This is a genomic window from Shouchella rhizosphaerae (assembly GCF_036700015.1).
GTDB lineage: Bacteria > Bacillota > Bacilli > Bacillales > Bacillaceae_D > Shouchella > Shouchella rhizosphaerae.
The window spans coordinates 333062-349066 of sequence record NZ_CP144921.1 but is presented as its reverse complement, the minus strand read 5'-3'; the positions used below and the strand labels follow the sequence as shown (position 1 = coordinate 349066).

Here is a 16005-nt window from a genome sequence, read left to right as displayed (position 1 = left end):
ATTATGGGCTTTGCAACCATTGCCTTGTTTGTGCAACTGTTTTTTGGAATTATCATTGGTGTTTACTTTTGGAATTTGTTAAAAAGCCAGCGTAGCCAAAAAACATATCTTGATAAAGAATCAAAAGTGGAATTAGAGAAAATGAAACGGCTTCGTGACATTCGTTTGACAGAACCCCTCGCTGAAAAAGTGAGACCGAAGCATTTGTCGGAAGTTGTTGGTCAGGAAGATGGGTTAAAAACACTTCGCATGGCGCTGTGCGGGCCGAACCCTCAGCATGTGATCATATATGGTCCTCCAGGAGTCGGGAAAACAGCAGCAGCACGCTTAGTTCTTGATGAGGCGAAACGCCAAGCAGACTCGCCGTTTCGCTCAACTGCTGCTTTTGTTGAATTGGATGGCGCCACGTCCCGTTTCGATGAAAGGGGCATTGCTGATCCTCTTATTGGGTCTGTACACGACCCGATTTACCAAGGGGCGGGCTCAATGGGGCAAGCGGGCATTCCCCAACCAAAGCCAGGGGCTGTTACAAAAGCACATGGCGGTATTTTGTTTATTGATGAAATCGGCGAACTTCATACAATCCAGCAGAATAAGCTGTTAAAGGTGCTTGAGGATCGAAAAGTGTTTTTAGAGAGTGCTTATTACAGCTCGGAAAACGAGCAAATCCCTTCTCACATACACGATATTTTCAAAAGGGGGCTCCCTGCTGATTTTCGCCTAGTCGCTGCGACGACACGCCAGCCAGAAGAAATGCCACCAGCCATTCGTTCTCGCTGTCTAGAAGTGTTTTTCCGGGCTCTTGATCCTGATGAGATTGTGGAAATTGCAAAAAGAGCTGCTGATAAAGCGGGCATGGCGTTAACAAGTGAAGCGGCCAAAAAGGTTGCTGACTATGCTACCAATGGCCGGGAAACGGTCAATGTCGTCCAAATTGCGGTAGGAGCCGCCCGAGCCGATAAACGCACTTCCATTGAAAAGCATGATATTGAATGGGTTCTCCATTCGAGCCAAATGTCGCCACGGCCCGAACGGCGCATCCACGAACAGCCTGCCGTTGGCCTCGTCAATGGCTTGGCAGTAACAGGGCCAAATAGCGGCGCCCTTCTGGAAATTGAAGTGCTTGTACAAGAGCGGGCAGGGAATGGTACGCTGACGATCACAGGAATTGCGGAAGAAGAACAGTCCGGTTCGCAAATGCGTTCAATTAAACGAAAAAGCATGGCCCGGTCATCCGTTGAAAATGTCATTACCGTTCTGAAGCGGAAAGGGCTGCCGACTGGTGACTACGATATTCATGTCAATTTCCCAGGGGGTACGCCTGTTGATGGCCCGTCTGCCGGGATTGCCATTGCCACTGGTATTTACTCGGGTATTAAACAAAAGGCCGTTTCAAACGAAGTTGCGATGACAGGGGAATTAAGTGTTCATGGGAAAGTGCGACCGATTGGCGGCGTTATTGCAAAAGTGAAAGCGGCAAAGCAAGCCGGAGCCAAACGGATTATTATTCCGAAAGAAAATGAACAAGCGCTCTTGAAAACAATAGAAGGGATTACCATTCATCCCGTGAAAACGTTTGATGAAGTCCTTGAGCTTGCACTCGTAGAGGAAAAAATTGAAACAGAGGCGATCCCAGCGTCTGCGGTGGGATACGATCCCTCTCCAATCTAAGTATTAGACAAAGGGCGCGTAAGTAAGCTAAAATAAGTTGAATGAGTAGAAATGATGTAAATGACAGAGCGTCAATCATTTGAGTGGCGCTCTAAGCGTTGTGTGCTTGAAAGCAAGAAAACAGTATTATCTTTTCTTGCATTCGGATACACTGGTAAAACAAAAAGGATTAAGGCTTCTAGAGAAGACTGTGCGGAGGTGTATGACGGATGGGTGAAATTCGTTCGGAACGACGTGTTCCGCTCCTTCCTTTGCGTGGTGTGCTTATTTTTCCAGGCACGATCATGCACTTAGACGTTGGACGCGAAAAATCTGTCAAAGCGTTAGAGGAAGCGAAAAGCAATGGCCATCACTTATTTTTGGCCACCCAAAAAGAAACGACGTTAGATGATCCTCAACAAGAGGATTTGTATAAAATAGGAACGTTTGCGAAAATCAACCAAGCGTCAAAATTGTCAAACGGCACTGTCAGAATACAAGTGGAAGGGATCCAACGAGGGGAAATCACTTCTTTTAAAGATTATGGCGATGTCTTAGTTGTCGATGTTTCCTTATTTGAAGTAAAACGGGAAGGCGATATTGAATCAGAAGCATTGATGCGCACGCTTTTATCGATGTATGAACAATTTGCCAAACAATCGAAACGAGCTTCACAAGAAACGGTTAATTCCCTTAGAGAAACGACAGACCCTGAATTGTTTTCGGACACCGTTGCTGCGAACTTAACGTTGAAACTAACGCAAAAGCAAGAATTGCTTGAGTTGATTGATGTCAACAAAAGGCTCCATAAACTGATTGAACGATTAGGCAATGAACAAGAAGTGCTGGGGCTTGAACGGAAAATTGGCCAGCGCGTCAAAAAGGCAATGGAGAAAACGCAAAAAGAATATTACTTGCGTGAGCAAATGAAGGCAATTCAGAAGGAATTAGGCGACCGTGAAGGGCGAACGGGCGAGATTGCGGAGCTCCGTGAAAAAATTGATGCAGCTGGCATGCCTGAACATGTGTATGAAAAAGCGATCAAAGAACTAGGTCGCTATGAAAAAATGCCAGCCAATGCGGGGGAAAGCTCGATTTTAAGAACGTATTTGGATTGGCTCATCCAACTTCCATGGAAAAACGAAACAGAAGATGAGCTTGACGTCGGTCGCGCTGAAGCGATTTTGAATGAAGACCATTACGGACTTGATAAAGTGAAAGAGCGCGTTCTTGAGTATTTGGCCGTGCGCCAACTGACAAAAAGCATGAAAGGCCCGATTCTGTGCTTAGCTGGACCACCTGGAGTCGGCAAAACGTCACTGGCCCGTTCCATTGCCCGCTCATTAAACCGGGAGTTTGTACGTATGTCACTAGGTGGCGTACGTGACGAAGCAGAAATCCGCGGCCACCGCCGCACATACGTCGGCGCAATGCCAGGCCGTCTCATCCAAGGAATGAAACGAGCAGGGACGATCAATCCAGTATTTCTCCTCGATGAAATCGATAAGATGGCCCAAGATTTTAGGGGCGATCCAGCATCTGCTTTGCTTGAAGTGTTAGACCCTGAACAAAACAGTACATTTAGCGACCATTACCTTGAAGAAGCTTATGACCTTTCGAAGGTAATGTTTGTGACAACGGCAAATAATATTGCCACAATCCCTGGACCTCTGCTTGACCGAATGGAGATCATCTCAATCCCAGGCTATACCGAGCTGGAAAAGTTAGAGATTGCCCAAAGCTACTTGCTGCCGAAACAAGTGAGCGAGCACGGGTTAAAAAAGAGCACATTACAAGCAAAACCTGAAGCTCTTAAAAAAGTAATCCGCTACTATACTCGAGAAGCAGGTGTCCGTGGTCTTGAACGGCAGCTAGCAACACTATGCCGCAAAGCCGCGAAAATGATTGTGATGAATGAAAGAAAGCGTGTCGTCCTTACCGAAAAAATGGTGGAAACGATGCTAGGAAAACCGCGTTTTCGCTATGGGATGGCGGAAGTGGAAGACCAAGTTGGCGCGGCGACTGGCCTTGCTTATACATCCGCTGGAGGGACAACGCTGGCAATTGAGGTTTCAGCAGTTCCTGGAAAAGGCAAGCTGACGCTAACGGGCAAGCTTGGCGATGTCATGAAGGAATCGGCCCAAGCAGCTTTCAGCTATATCCGTTCCCGGTCAAAAGAGCTTGAGATTGATCCTGGGTTTAATGAAAAGACAGACATACACATCCACGTACCTGAAGGGGCGACTCCGAAAGATGGCCCGTCAGCGGGGATTACAATGGCGACAGCACTTATATCTGCACTGACTGGAAGGAAAGTTGACCGCGAAGTCGGCATGACTGGCGAAATTACATTACGTGGCCGGGTGTTGCCGATTGGCGGCTTAAAAGAAAAAGCAATGAGTGCTCATCGGGCTGGCATTAGGACGATCATTATTCCGAAAGACAATGAACGGGATGTCGATGATATTCCAGAAAGCGTCAGAAAGGAATTAAAGATTGTTTCTGTCTCCCATTTGGATGAAGTATTGAAAGTTGCGTTGAAAGAGGAAACCCAATGAAAGTAACAAAGGCAGAATTAGCGCATGTCGCTGTAAAAGCAGAGCAATACCCAAAGAACCAGCTTCCTGAACTTGCCCTTGCCGGCCGTTCTAACGTCGGCAAGTCTTCTTTCATCAACAAAATGCTAAATCGGAAAGGGCTTGCCCGTACGTCAGGCCAACCAGGCAAAACACAAACGCTCAATTTCTATGAAATTAACGAACGCCTTTACTTTGTGGATGTTCCAGGCTATGGATATGCCAAAGTCTCAAAAACGGAACGAGCTGCTTGGGGCAAAATGATTGAAACGTATTTGTCCGAGCGAGAAGAGCTAAAAGCCGTGTTGCAACTCGTTGATATTCGGCATCGCCCATCCGAAGACGACCAACTTATGTACAACTGGATGAAGCATTACGGCATCCCTGTCATTTTGGTCGCGACAAAGGCTGATAAAATCCCGAAAGGAAAATGGCAGAAGCAGTTAACGGCCATTGCCAAAACGTTGGACAAAGAGGCAAGTGACCCGTTGCTATTCTTTTCTTCTGCAACAGGGCTCGGCAAAGATGAGGCTTGGCGAACGATTTTGAACCATTTAAAAGTAACCGAATGAGCGGTGGAGTAAACTTCCACTGCTTTTTTTGCAAGTGATCAAGCCTAGATTACATTCATTCAAAATAAGAGCGTTTTCTTTGTTTGTTCACAAAATGTTTTTGAGTCCTTATTTAGACATGTTATAATTAAGACATGTTATAATCGATTTTGGGCAAAGTAAAGTAGAGAAACTAGAATTGGATCGACCTTTAGGGGGCTATGACATGCATACGATCGCAATAGGATTAAATTATAAAACAGCCCCAGTAGAAATACGGGAAAAACTAGTATTTAGCGAACACCAGCTTCCAGAAGCACTTAAGAAGCTTCGCTCATCTAAAAGCATGATGGAATGCGTTATCCTTTCTACTTGCAACCGGACTGAACTGTATGTAGTCGCAGATCAGCTTCATACTGGGCGCTATTTTGCAAAAGCCTTTTTGGCAGAGTGGTTTTCTGTCGATATGGAAGATGTAACGCCGTATTTGGTTATCCGTGAAAATGACCATGCTATTGAACACCTTTTCCGCGTTGCTTGTGGGCTAGACTCAATGGTAATCGGCGAAACGCAAATTCTTGGACAAGTGAAGCAGGCCTTTTTGCTCGCGCAAGAAGAGAAAGTTACAGGCACGGTGTTTAACCAGCTATTTAAACAAGCGGTTACGCTCGGCAAACGTGTGCACTCGTCAACCGAAATTTCTTCACAAGCGGTTTCTGTTAGCTATGCAGGCGTAGAACTGGGAAAGAAAATTTTCGGTACGTTTTCAGGGAAACATGTGCTGATTTTAGGCGCTGGAAAAATGAGCGAACTGACGGCCAAACATCTTTATGCGAATGGGGCAGCTTCGATTAGCGTCATGAACCGGACAAAAGAAAAAGCGGTGGAACTGGCAAGCCAGTTTGCCGGAACGGCTCGCTCTTTTGCTGAATTGAATGATGCTTTGAAAGAAGCGGATGTCGTGATTAGCTCCACAGGAGCCCGCGACTTTGTTGTCACAAAGGAAAATGCTGCAGACGCCCTTAAAAAACGGAAGGGCAGGCCGCTGTTTGCGATTGATATCGCGGTGCCACGGGATATCGACCCGGAAATTGCAACGATTAGCGACGTTTACTTATACGACATTGATGACTTACAAAACATTGTTGAAACGAATAAAAAAGAGCGCAAAAAAGAGGCTGAAAAAATCGGTGTTATGATCGAGGCAGAGATCGATGACTTTAAAGCATGGCTAAACACACTAGGGGTTGTACCTCTTATTACAGCCTTGCGTGAGAAAGCATTGCAAATCCAAGGCGATACAATGGAAAGCATTGAGCGAAAGCTTCCTCACTTATCAGAACGTGACATAAAAGTGTTGAACAAACATACGAAAAGCATTGTCAATCAATTGCTCCGCGACCCGTTGACGAGAGTGAAAGAGCTTGCAGCTGAGCCAGATGCCAAGCATTCCCTTGAATTGTTTAAGACGATTTTCGCCCTTGAAGCACAAATAGAACTGGCTGAAAAGGCAGAAGCCGATCATGCGGAACAATCTTGGAAAGAAGGGCAGCGCCCTTCCTTAAATCAAGGCATGGCGTTGCGGACATAGGGCGTGGTGAGGGCCAATGGATTTCGTTTATCCAATCACCGTCTTGCTCTATAGTTTGAGCTTAATTGGATATTTTATCGACTTTTTGACTAACAACCAAAAAGCCAACCGAATTGCCTTTTGGTTGCTTTTGTTTGTGTGGGGGCTACAAACTGTTTACTTCGTTATGCGGATGTTTGAATTGGACCGGCTCCCATTAATCACTCCGTTTGAAGGGCTGTTTTTTTATGCATGGTCGATTGTGACCGTTTCGCTTTTCATTAATTGGAAAGTGAAAATGGCCTTTTTAGTGTTCGTCCTAAATGTCCTCGGTTTTGCCGTAATGTCAGGCAGCTTGTTCGTCCCTTCTGGTGATGTGACACAAGCAACGATGGATTTGCTTGCCTCGGAACTGCTTGTCATGCATGTTGTGTTTATTTTGCTTTCCTACACAGGTTTTACTGTCGCAGCCGCTGCTGCAGTGCTCTATTTGCTGGCGCACCAGCTTTTGAAGCGGCGGCTATGGGGGAAGCGGCTCATTCGCCTTGATTCGCTGCCACAAACGGAGAAGTTTTCGTACTTCGCATCTGTGGCCAGTTTTCCGTTCTATTTGGTCGGCGTCATCTGGGGCGTCGTTTGGTCGATTAGCCAATATGACCATGTTTGGTGGACGGATGCCAAAACGATTTGGTCATTGTCCGTTCTTGCTGCTTATGGGCTTTATTTTTATTTGCGGCTGGTGATTGTCGGAAAAGGCTATCGGTCGATTTGGCTTAATATAGGCGCCTTTGCCGTTTTGCTCATTAATTATATTGTCAGCGGCCGTTATACAGATTTTCACACATGGTTATAAGGAGGAGCACATGCGAAAGATTGTGATTGGCACACGCCGAAGCAAATTGGCGTTAACGCAAACGAATTGGGTCATTGACCAGCTTAAACAGCTTGGCGTTCCCTATGAGTTTGAAGTGAAAGAAATTGTGACGAAGGGCGACCGCATTCTCGATGTGACGTTATCAAAAGTAGGCGGGAAAGGGTTGTTTGTTAAAGAAATTGAAGCAGCGCTCCGCTCTGGGGAAATTGACGTTGCAGTCCACTCAATGAAAGACGTGCCTTCCGAACTGTTGGAAGAATTCACTCTTGCTGCAATTACAGAGCGAGAAGATCCACGGGATGTGCTTGTGAGCGAAAATGGCCACACACTGGACGAGCTCCCAGCTGGTGCAATTGTCGGAACGAGCAGCTTACGGCGTTCTGCGCAAATTTTACATAGGCGCCCAGACGTGCAAGTGAAATGGATACGGGGCAATGTGGAGACCCGTTTGCGCAAACTAAAAGAGGAAGATTTTTCGGCGATTGTCTTGGCTGCAGCTGGGTTAAAGCGGCTTGGCTATGGCGAGGACGTCATCACCGAATACTTAGACAAAGACGTATGCTTGCCTGCGATTGGCCAAGGGGCGCTAGGGCTTGAATGCCGTGTGGATGACGTAGAAACAACGGAACTGTTAGCAAAGCTGCACCATGAAGAAACAGGAAAAGCCGTTTTGGCAGAACGAGCCTTTTTAAAGGAAATGAACGGCGGTTGCCAAGTGCCGATTGGCGGGTATGCAACGGTGCTTGAGGATGGCGCAGTATTCCTGACAGGGCTTGTCGGTTCTCCTGACGGCAAAACGATACTAAAAGAAGGAAAAAGCGGAATGGTTGCGGATGAGCTAGGGAAAGAGGTGTCTAGCCTGTTGACTGCACAAGGGGCTGGAGCGATTCTTGAAAAGGTCAGGAGCGAACTGGAAGGGTCATGAAACCGCTAAAGGGGAAACATATTCTCATTACGAGAGATGAGCGGCAAAACGAAAGGTGGGCAGCCGAGCTAGCTGTTTTAGGCGCTATACCTCATTCTTTGCCGCTCATTCAATGCGTTACGAGGAATTTGACACCGGCGCTGAGGGAAACATTTGCTCATTTACACCAGTTTGCTTGGGTTGTCTTTACGAGCGCTAATGGCGTGCGCGCTTTTTTTGACCTGTATAAAGGGCAGCCATTTACGGCAAAAGTAGCGGCTGTTGGCCCAAAAACAGCACAACTTCTTGAAGAACAAGGGCTCCATTGCGATTTTATTCCGAGTGAATATACAGGTGAAGCGCTCGCAAAAGAGTTGGTCCCATTGCTTGCTCCACATTCGGATGTATTGGTTGTAAAGGGACAACTGGCTAAAAGAACGGTGTGCGACATCCTTTCATCATCTGACAGACAGGCCACTGTTACAGAAATGATCGTATACGATACACTATGCCCTGCTGGTGCCGAGGAACAGGCGAAACGTTTACAACAAAAGACATTTGATTACGTTACGCTGACAAGTACGTCAGCGGCCGTACATTATGCCAATGTCGCACCTGCAGCTGGGATTCGCGCTAAAACGATTGCCTGCATTGGCCCAGTTACAGCCCGAGCAGCAAAGCAATGCGGACTATCTCCTCTAGTGACTGCGAGCGAATATACTGTTAAAGGGCTAATTGATACGATTTTAAACGATATCGGGGGAATGAAACGATGAACCAACCATTTACGCGCCACCGCCGTTTACGCCAAAGTGCCGCGATTCGCCGCATGGTTCGAGAAACGACATTACAAGCTGATGATTTGATTTATCCGCTTTTTGTGACAGAAGAAAAAAACAAGAAGACAGAAGTGCCGTCGATGCCAGGGGTCTATCAGTTTTCACTTGATCGCCTAAATGAAGAAGTGGGAGAAGTGGAAAAGTTAGGGATCCCGGCTATTATTCTATTTGGTATCCCGTCAGAAAAAGATGCTTGTGGTTCACAAGCGTATGCGGAGGAAGGCATCGTCCAGCGTGCGATTCGACAAGTAAAGCATGCGTTTCCAAATATGGTCGTGATTGCCGATACGTGTTTATGCGAGTTTACGGACCACGGCCATTGCGGACTTGTGAAAGAGGGCGATGTCCTAAACGATGAAAGTTTAGCGTTGCTTACGAAAACGGCTGTTTCCCAAGCAGAAGCAGGGGCGGACATCATTGCCCCATCCAATATGATGGACGGCTTTGTTTATGCGATCCGCAACGGATTGGATGAGGCAGGTTTTACCGATATTCCAATTATGTCTTATGCCGTTAAATATGCTTCTGCGTTTTACGGCCCGTTCCGTGATGCGGCTAATAGCGCTCCTGCTTTTGGTGACCGCAAAACGTACCAAATGGATGCTGCCAACCGTGAAGAAGCCTTGCGAGAAGCCCATTCAGACGTAGAACAAGGAGCCGACTTTTTAATTGTCAAGCCTGCGCTCTCTTATCTGGATATTGTCCGCGAAGTCAAAAATGAAACAGGCATGCCGCTTGTCGCTTATAACGTAAGCGGCGAATATGCAATGGTAAAAGCGGCCGCCCAAAATGGCTGGATTGACGAAAAAGCAATGGTAATGGAAACATTAATTAGCATGAAGCGGGCAGGAGCAGACTTGATTTTGACTTATCATGCCAAAGATGTAGCCAACTGGCTTAAAGGGAGCTGAAAGCATGGGAAATTGGACAAAGTCGATTGAAGCGTTTAAAGAAGCACAGCCGCTTATGCCAGGCGGAGTGAACAGCCCGGTGCGGGCATTTAAATCAGTAGGCATGAACCCGGTTTACATGAAAGAGGGGAAAGGCGCAAAAATAAAAGACATTGACGGAAATGAATACATTGATTATGTCCTGTCTTGGGGGCCGCTCATTTTAGGACATGCCAATGACGTTGTCGTCGAAGAGTTAAAAAAAGCAACAGAACTGGGAACAAGTTTTGGCGCTCCCCACGAATATGAAACGAGGCTTGCCAAACTTGTCATCGAGCGCGTTCCTTCGATTGATGTTGTTCGGATGGTCAATTCAGGGACGGAAGCGACAATGAGCGCATTGCGCCTAGCACGGGGCTATACAGGCCGAAACAAAATTTTGAAGTTTGTCGGCTGTTACCATGGACATGGCGACTCGCTATTAATTAAAGCAGGTTCAGGTGTGGCAACACTGGGCCTCCCTGATAGTCCAGGTGTTCCAGAAAGTGTAGCCCAAAATACACTGACGGTGCATTACAATGATGTGGAGAGCGTCCGCTATGTATTTGAGACGTTTGGAGATGATTTGGCAGCCGTCATTGTCGAGCCAGTCGCAGGGAATATGGGAGTTGTCCCTCCAGAACCAGGCTTCTTAGAAACATTGCGAACATGGACGGAAGAAAACGGTACGCTCCTGATTTTTGATGAAGTCATGACTGGTTTCCGCGTTGGCTATACGTGTGCACAAGGGGAATTTGGCGTAACGCCTGACCTCACATGCCTTGGGAAAGTAATCGGTGGTGGCCTTCCTGTCGGCGCCTTTGGCGGCAAACGGGAAATTATGGAGCAAATCGCCCCAAGCGGACCGATTTACCAAGCAGGAACCCTTTCTGGAAATCCTCTTGCGATGACGGCAGGTTATTACACACTTTCACAGCTTACAAAAGCAGATTACAGCGAGTTTGCTCGTAAAGCAGAACGTTTGGAAGCTGGTCTTTCAGCCGCAGCGAAACAGCATGGCATTCCCCACTCAATTAACCGTGCTGGTTCGATGATTGGCTTATTCTTTACAGACGAGCGCGTGTATAACTTTGAAAAAGCGCAGACGTCCGACTTGGATTTGTTTGCCGCCTATTTCCGCGGAATGTTGGCAGAGGGCATCTCTCTTGCCCCATCGCAGTTTGAAGGGTTGTTTTTATCGACGGCCCACTCAAACGAAGATATTGAGGCGACCATTGCAGCAGCAGAGCGAGTCTTTCAAGCAATCGCCACGAAATAAACAGCATTCACTTGCACAAACCAGTTGAGCACAGTTGCCAACTGGTTTTTTTGTATGGGCGCCAACCATTGCTTATCATCAGTCCGCTCCTCTCACCCCCTGTTTTTCGTCAAGCTTGGCCGATTAGGAGAGGCCGCCAGATCTTTATTAACGATTTAAATAGACCGAGGCCACGCATAATCACATAAACTGTGTCATAAACGTTATAATGTACAACGTTTTTAGGACATTTGAGAAGGGGGAATTAGAGTGGCGCAGGAGCAATCATCGACGTTAACCTTTTCCATAGAAGATTCCGTATGGCTGAACCAAGGGCAACAAATTGACGAAATTCTTGGCATGACCTTAACGCCAGAGATCTTTGTCGATCAAGACGGCGAGCATGTAACGATTAAGGGTGGACTACGTTTTGTCGGTGAGTACAAAATTGACCGTGGTGTAGAAGAAGAACAGCGCATTGATGATGGAGAATCATTTGCTGACTTGAGCGATTTCCGCCAATCTGGGCAATTGACTGAGCATGAAGGGGAAGTTGGCGAGATTGAGCATTTGTTTCCAATTGATATTACAATTCCGATGGCTCGAATCCAACATATTGATGATATTTTTGTGGAAATTGCCAGCTTTGACTATGATCTGCCAGAGAAAGGCTGCATCCAATTGACGGCTGACGTTAGCATTAGCGGCATGAAAGCGGAAAAACAGGAGCTGGAAGCCGATGCAGATGACCGTGAGTTGGAACAGGAAGAAGAAGCGGAAGAAACGGCTTTTTCTTTCACTGCTTACAAGGAGCCTGACGGAGAAGAGCCGAGTTTGCAAAAACCAACAGTCGAATCCGATGCACAACAAACAGCATCAGCTGGCGCAGAAAATCCTCAAGAACATCGAGAGCAAGTGTTGGACATCTCTGCCGCTTTTGAAGCAGCACTTGAAAACAATCATGAAACATCACCGCCTTCTGAATCGGTGTCGCCAAGGTCAACAGAGAATGAACTGGACGTTGAGCAAGAGAAAAAAGCGTCTGTGGAAACGACTGAAGATGAGGTGATAGAAGCCGTAGCAGAAGAGGTTCGTTATGAGGAATCTCAACAGCAGGAAGACGGGCTAGCAGGCGATGACCAAGAACTAGAAGAAGAAGCACTTGAAGAGGAAGATCAAAAAGGTGAGCGAGAAGAAAACGCGACGTATTTGACGAGCATGCTCAGAAATGAAGTCGAGCAATTTACAAAGTGGAAAATGTGCATCATTCAAGAAAATGAAACGCTTGACACGATTGCCGAGCGGTATGAACTGTCAGCAAGCCAATTGACGCGCTATAACAATTTAGCTGATGAACAGGTATCAGAAGGGCAAATTCTCTATATACCTGTGAAAGCGGAGTAGGCAGACAATGATTGAGCAATTGAAAGCACGCTACGGGTTTGGAGATGCCACTCTGGAAAACGATCAGCTCTTGACAGACTATGGGACAAAACGGCTTGAATACTGGCAAGATAAAGCGTTATTGGATTGGCATACAAATTGGCGTGACAGTTGCAGCGTCACGCCAACTGTCTTGATGGATCGCATGATTCGCACAAAAGACGGAAAGCCTTTTATAAAAGTGGATGGCCGGTACGTCACGGTTCATGACCACATCGTTCCTAGCTGTTTGCAAAAAGGGTATGAACAGCAGTGGGGCACGCTATTAGGAGCTATGGTGGCGAACGGGAGGAAGGAAAGCAAGGATAGGGAAGAAAGGGCCAAACCTTTGGCAGAATTGGAGTGCCTGCTGCCCAGCCTCGAGCCTGAACAACAAAAGGTTGTAAAAGGATTGTGGAAGGAAGCGGAGAAGCGTCAGGCAAAAGCTGAAAAACTAGCGCAGGAAAAGCAACCGGTAATGGCTCAGATCGAAGCGCCTGAACAGTCTGGAATTCTCTTTCATATGCTTGTAGTGAAAGGGACGACTAAGCCTCCTGAAGTAGGATACGGTTCAATGATGCGCTTTTTAAAGAACTGGTACGCTGAACATGGACAAGAATCATTTTGGGCGTTGCTCGATGCATTGGATGCACAAGCAGCATTGACAACGCCAGAAAAAAAGGCGCTGTTGGCAGAAGGGCTGCAAGTGCATGAGCTTGACCCGTTGTTGTCGTACGCATCAGGCAATCGCGACAAAGAGCTGGCAGTGTTAGTGGAACGTGCCGTTTCCGATTGGGACAAAACAAGGACGTTTGTTTCAGCATTTGCTAATTGGCTAGATGAAAAGAGGGTGAAAGTATGAATCCGCTCTATGAAGCCATTTTGTTTTACTATGATTTACAGCCAAGGGCAATCGAACAAGTCGGCCAGAAGTTAATCCGTGTAGAGACGGACCAAGGCATATTTGCTTTAAAGGAGACGGATATTGACCGAATCCGCGCCGATGAATTTGTTCATGCGATCCGCAAGTTGACAAAGCTTCGTTTCAGGCAATTTATCCCTGTTTTGCCAACGAAGTTTGGCGAGTATACGCTTTTTGCTGGGGATAAAAGCTATTATTTAATGCCGTGGGTCAATGAGGTTGACTATCAAAGCCGCGTCTCGATTGAAGAAACGATTGCAGATCATCTTGGTGTCATCCACCGCATAACGGTAAAGACACAGCCAGCTGTAAAAGAGTCACTCGATGGATCGTGTGAACGGTTGTTGGCTCGTTGGGACAGGCATTTTTTAGAAATGTCCCGTTTTGCTGATCAAGCTGAACAGAATCGTTATATTTCGCCCTTTGAGTTAACGTTTTTAACCCATTACGGCTTGCTGGAACAGCTTGCTGAAGGGGCGCGCAACCAGTTGGAAAAATGGTACGAAGCAACTTTAGAAAAACGTTCCTATAGAAGCGTGCTGACACATGGAAGGCTTTCTCGTCACCATGCAATGGCGACCGAAACAAACGAACTGTTGTTGTTTAATTTTGAACAAGCAAGTTTAGACACACCAGCACGGGACTTGGCCGCCTTTTGCCGACGCAGCTTTCCTTACGCATTATGGGAAGAGGATGAAGTGTTCCGTTGGTTGCATCGCTATGAGCAACATTTGCCATTGCTTGATTCTGAAAAGCATCTCCTTTGTGCGTACTTATTGTATCCAGATCCAATTTATTACGCGATCGGCGATTATAGGCACGGGGGAAACGAACTTGAGCATGTCCGGCGCCTTGAGAAGCGGATCATGGCCATGCGCAAAGTTCAGCGTTTTGTGTCCAAACTTGCTCCAGCCGAAGAAAAAAAGGAAGCATAAGCCTTCAGCTTTCACTCTGAAGGCTTTTTCTTTGCCACCGAAGAAATAAAAAAATCAGGCTCCATGGAATATAGGTTGTCTATTCATTTCTGGCAACTAGTTGACAATTGGGTGTGCATTCCTTTTTTGCGTTAATGCTTTGCTGCAATGTTAAAGCTTGAAAAACAATCCGCTCTCCTGTTAAATGAAAGAGTCTAGATCTTAATAAAATACAACGATGAGGAGCAAAGGCAGGTGTCAATGAGCTGTGGGCAACATGTTGCGCGCAAACGATATTAGAACGAAAGCAGAGAAGCTAAGCGAAGAAAACCAACTTCTTTTTGAAGAAGTATCCCATTATATCTATTCAGCGCCGATTTCTTCGCGGCAGGCGAATCAAGTCCTCGCTGAAATCATTGCTGAATGGCTTGAGCTTGAACAGCGCCGCCTCCCTCTTCATGTACAAAAGCATAGTGTCGCTGCTTATTGTCAACAACGGCTTTTAGGTATACCGAAGCAGCCTGCAAAACTGAAAGTAGCCCAAGCGCTTGCAACAGGCATGCTCATTTTGGCGGTTGCCTTTGCTGTCCAGACAATCGTCCAATTTATTGGCTTTTTTGATGCCACTGTGCAAGCGACAAAATTTTCATTGTTTCCCCTCGTGTTACTCGCTGTTTTTGGCCTTTCAGGCATCTATATGGTGCATGGCACAAAGCAAAAAAAACGCGCGAACATTTGGAAAGTAGCTGGTGTCGCAAGTCAGCTGCTCGCTGTGTTGCTGTTTTTTACGGCAATGAGGCTTTGGGATGGGCTTCTTACAGTGATATTGGACTTCCCGAGTAGCCTGTTGTTCCTTGTGCTGTCCGTTGTCGGCTGGTTTGGCGCAAGGCGCCTTAAATACGTTTTAGAGGAACAACAGGAACAAACGCAAGATGGGCAAATGCCGGTAGCCTTGCCACCTCCCCCACACGCTACAGCCACTTTAAAAAATACGCAGGAAGAGGCAGAAAAACAAAACAATAATAACAGTTAACACAATCAAATCAAACGTAGTCGGAAAAAAGAGGGTGCGCAGAAGTTGGAAAACAATAATAGGCGGCAGCACTTGGAGCAAAATGTTTTTAAATCCCCATCCTTTTTTCGGCGGGCAATGTGGTGGGTGTGGAGGCGGAAAGCCCCGAAACCGTTTAGCCATGTTCATGACCTCCTGTGAATGGTTTGCAATAGTTTATGCAAACATTGCTTATTTGCGTGCTCCAAGAAAGGCTTCGTATAAAAAACGCTTATCCGGCAAAGCTGTTATTGACGATTGCACTGGCAAACGGTAAAATACGGACATATCCTATAAAAAGCGATGAGCAGGAAGAGTAGAATGGCTGTGCCTCAAAGAGAGGGAAACCAAGGCTGGAAGTTTCCTAGGCTACAAGCGTTTGAAGGTCGCCTGTGAGCTGTTCCGCTGAACGAGTTAGTAAGCGGAATCGGTTTTTGACCGTTACAAAAAAGTCGAGCTGCACGGTTACAAGTATGCCGTGAACAAAGGTGGCACCGCGAACACTCCCTTCGTCCTTTGAGATGAACGGGGGTTTTTTTACGTGA

At 46.6% G+C, this 16005-nt stretch carries 13 protein-coding genes and 1 other annotated feature; all 13 genes read left to right on the top strand.

From position 1 onward, the window contains the following. Positions 1-3 precede the first annotated feature (3 nt). The 13 genes from lonB to V5G21_RS01915 all read left to right on the top strand — a co-directional run bounded on the left by lonB (position 4) and on the right by V5G21_RS01915 (position 15442). The gene (lonB, locus tag V5G21_RS01975) at positions 4-1671 is read left to right on the top strand and encodes an ATP-dependent protease LonB (RefSeq protein ID WP_035201821.1); all 1668 of its coding nucleotides are present in this window, start codon (positions 4-6) and stop codon (positions 1669-1671) included. Positions 1672-1880: 209 nt separating this feature from the next. After that, positions 1881-4208 carry an endopeptidase La gene (gene lon / locus V5G21_RS01970; protein ID WP_011247477.1) on the top strand — a complete coding sequence of 776 codons (2328 nt, stop codon included), beginning with the start codon at positions 1881-1883 and terminating at the stop codon, positions 4206-4208. After that, positions 4205-4798, top strand: a complete 594-nt coding sequence (gene yihA, locus V5G21_RS01965; RefSeq protein WP_011247476.1) for a ribosome biogenesis GTP-binding protein YihA/YsxC — start codon at positions 4205-4207, stop codon at positions 4796-4798. The genes lon and yihA overlap by 4 nt, the downstream gene beginning before the upstream one ends. Positions 4799-5003: 205 nt before the next feature. Further along, entirely contained in the window at positions 5004-6368 is a 1365-nt protein-coding gene (gene hemA / locus V5G21_RS01960; protein WP_035201820.1) for a glutamyl-tRNA reductase, read from the top strand. A 16-nt stretch (positions 6369-6384) separates the two neighbouring features. Beyond that, on the top strand, positions 6385-7200 hold the full coding sequence (gene ccsA, locus V5G21_RS01955) for a cytochrome c biogenesis protein (RefSeq protein ID WP_035201819.1): 816 nt from the start codon (positions 6385-6387) through the stop codon (positions 7198-7200). 10 nt (positions 7201-7210) lie between these two features. Then, positions 7211-8146: a hydroxymethylbilane synthase gene (gene hemC, locus V5G21_RS01950; protein WP_035201818.1), complete on the top strand. Its 936-nt coding sequence runs from the start codon at positions 7211-7213 to the stop codon at positions 8144-8146. Further along, positions 8143-8901 carry a uroporphyrinogen-III synthase gene (locus tag V5G21_RS01945; RefSeq protein ID WP_035201815.1) on the top strand — a complete coding sequence of 253 codons (759 nt, stop codon included), beginning with the start codon at positions 8143-8145 and terminating at the stop codon, positions 8899-8901. Before hemC ends, V5G21_RS01945 begins: the two co-directional genes overlap by 4 nt. Beyond that, entirely contained in the window at positions 8898-9875 is a 978-nt protein-coding gene (gene hemB, locus V5G21_RS01940; protein ID WP_035201813.1) for a porphobilinogen synthase, read from the top strand. The genes V5G21_RS01945 and hemB overlap by 4 nt, the downstream gene beginning before the upstream one ends. Before the next feature lie 4 nt (positions 9876-9879). Beyond that, a complete protein-coding gene (gene hemL, locus V5G21_RS01935; protein ID WP_011247470.1) occupies positions 9880-11172 on the top strand; it encodes a glutamate-1-semialdehyde 2,1-aminomutase in 1293 nt (430 codons plus the stop codon). A gap of 249 nt (positions 11173-11421) precedes the next feature. Continuing rightward, positions 11422-12555 (top strand): stage VI sporulation protein D, encoded by a 1134-nt coding sequence (gene spoVID / locus V5G21_RS01930; protein WP_035201810.1) that lies wholly within the window; start codon positions 11422-11424, stop codon positions 12553-12555. A gap of 7 nt (positions 12556-12562) precedes the next feature. Then, positions 12563-13435: a hypothetical protein gene (locus tag V5G21_RS01925; RefSeq protein ID WP_035201808.1), complete on the top strand. Its 873-nt coding sequence runs from the start codon at positions 12563-12565 to the stop codon at positions 13433-13435. Next, positions 13432-14430, top strand: a complete 999-nt coding sequence (ysxE, locus tag V5G21_RS01920) for a spore coat protein YsxE (RefSeq protein ID WP_011247467.1) — start codon at positions 13432-13434, stop codon at positions 14428-14430. Before V5G21_RS01925 ends, ysxE begins: the two co-directional genes overlap by 4 nt. Positions 14431-14677: 247 nt before the next feature. Further along, entirely contained in the window at positions 14678-15442 is a 765-nt protein-coding gene (locus V5G21_RS01915) for a hypothetical protein (RefSeq protein ID WP_338465186.1), read from the top strand. Positions 15443-15754: 312 nt separating this feature from the next. Next, positions 15755-15980: a binding site (T-box leader), on the top strand. Positions 15981-16005: the final 25 nt, after the last annotated feature.

Excerpts from the sequence above, each read along its gene's own strand:
- V5G21_RS01925 (WP_035201808.1), top strand. The coding sequence starts at position 12,563 with ATGATTGAGCAATTGAAAGCACGCTACGGGTTTGGAGATGCCACTCTG.
- lon (WP_011247477.1), top strand. The coding sequence starts at position 1,881 with ATGGGTGAAATTCGTTCGGAACGACGTGTTCCGCTCCTTCCTTTGCGT.
- hemL (WP_011247470.1), top strand. The coding sequence starts at position 9,880 with ATGGGAAATTGGACAAAGTCGATTGAAGCGTTTAAAGAAGCACAGCCG.
- hemB (WP_035201813.1), top strand. The coding sequence starts at position 8,898 with ATGAACCAACCATTTACGCGCCACCGCCGTTTACGCCAAAGTGCCGCG.
- ysxE (WP_011247467.1), top strand. The coding sequence starts at position 13,432 with ATGAATCCGCTCTATGAAGCCATTTTGTTTTACTATGATTTACAGCCA.
- ccsA (WP_035201819.1), top strand. The coding sequence starts at position 6,385 with ATGGATTTCGTTTATCCAATCACCGTCTTGCTCTATAGTTTGAGCTTA.
- yihA (WP_011247476.1), top strand. The coding sequence starts at position 4,205 with ATGAAAGTAACAAAGGCAGAATTAGCGCATGTCGCTGTAAAAGCAGAG.
- lonB (WP_035201821.1), top strand. The coding sequence starts at position 4 with ATGGGCTTTGCAACCATTGCCTTGTTTGTGCAACTGTTTTTTGGAATT.
- hemC (WP_035201818.1), top strand. The coding sequence starts at position 7,211 with ATGCGAAAGATTGTGATTGGCACACGCCGAAGCAAATTGGCGTTAACG.
- hemA (WP_035201820.1), top strand. The coding sequence starts at position 5,004 with ATGCATACGATCGCAATAGGATTAAATTATAAAACAGCCCCAGTAGAA.
- V5G21_RS01945 (WP_035201815.1), top strand. The coding sequence starts at position 8,143 with ATGAAACCGCTAAAGGGGAAACATATTCTCATTACGAGAGATGAGCGG.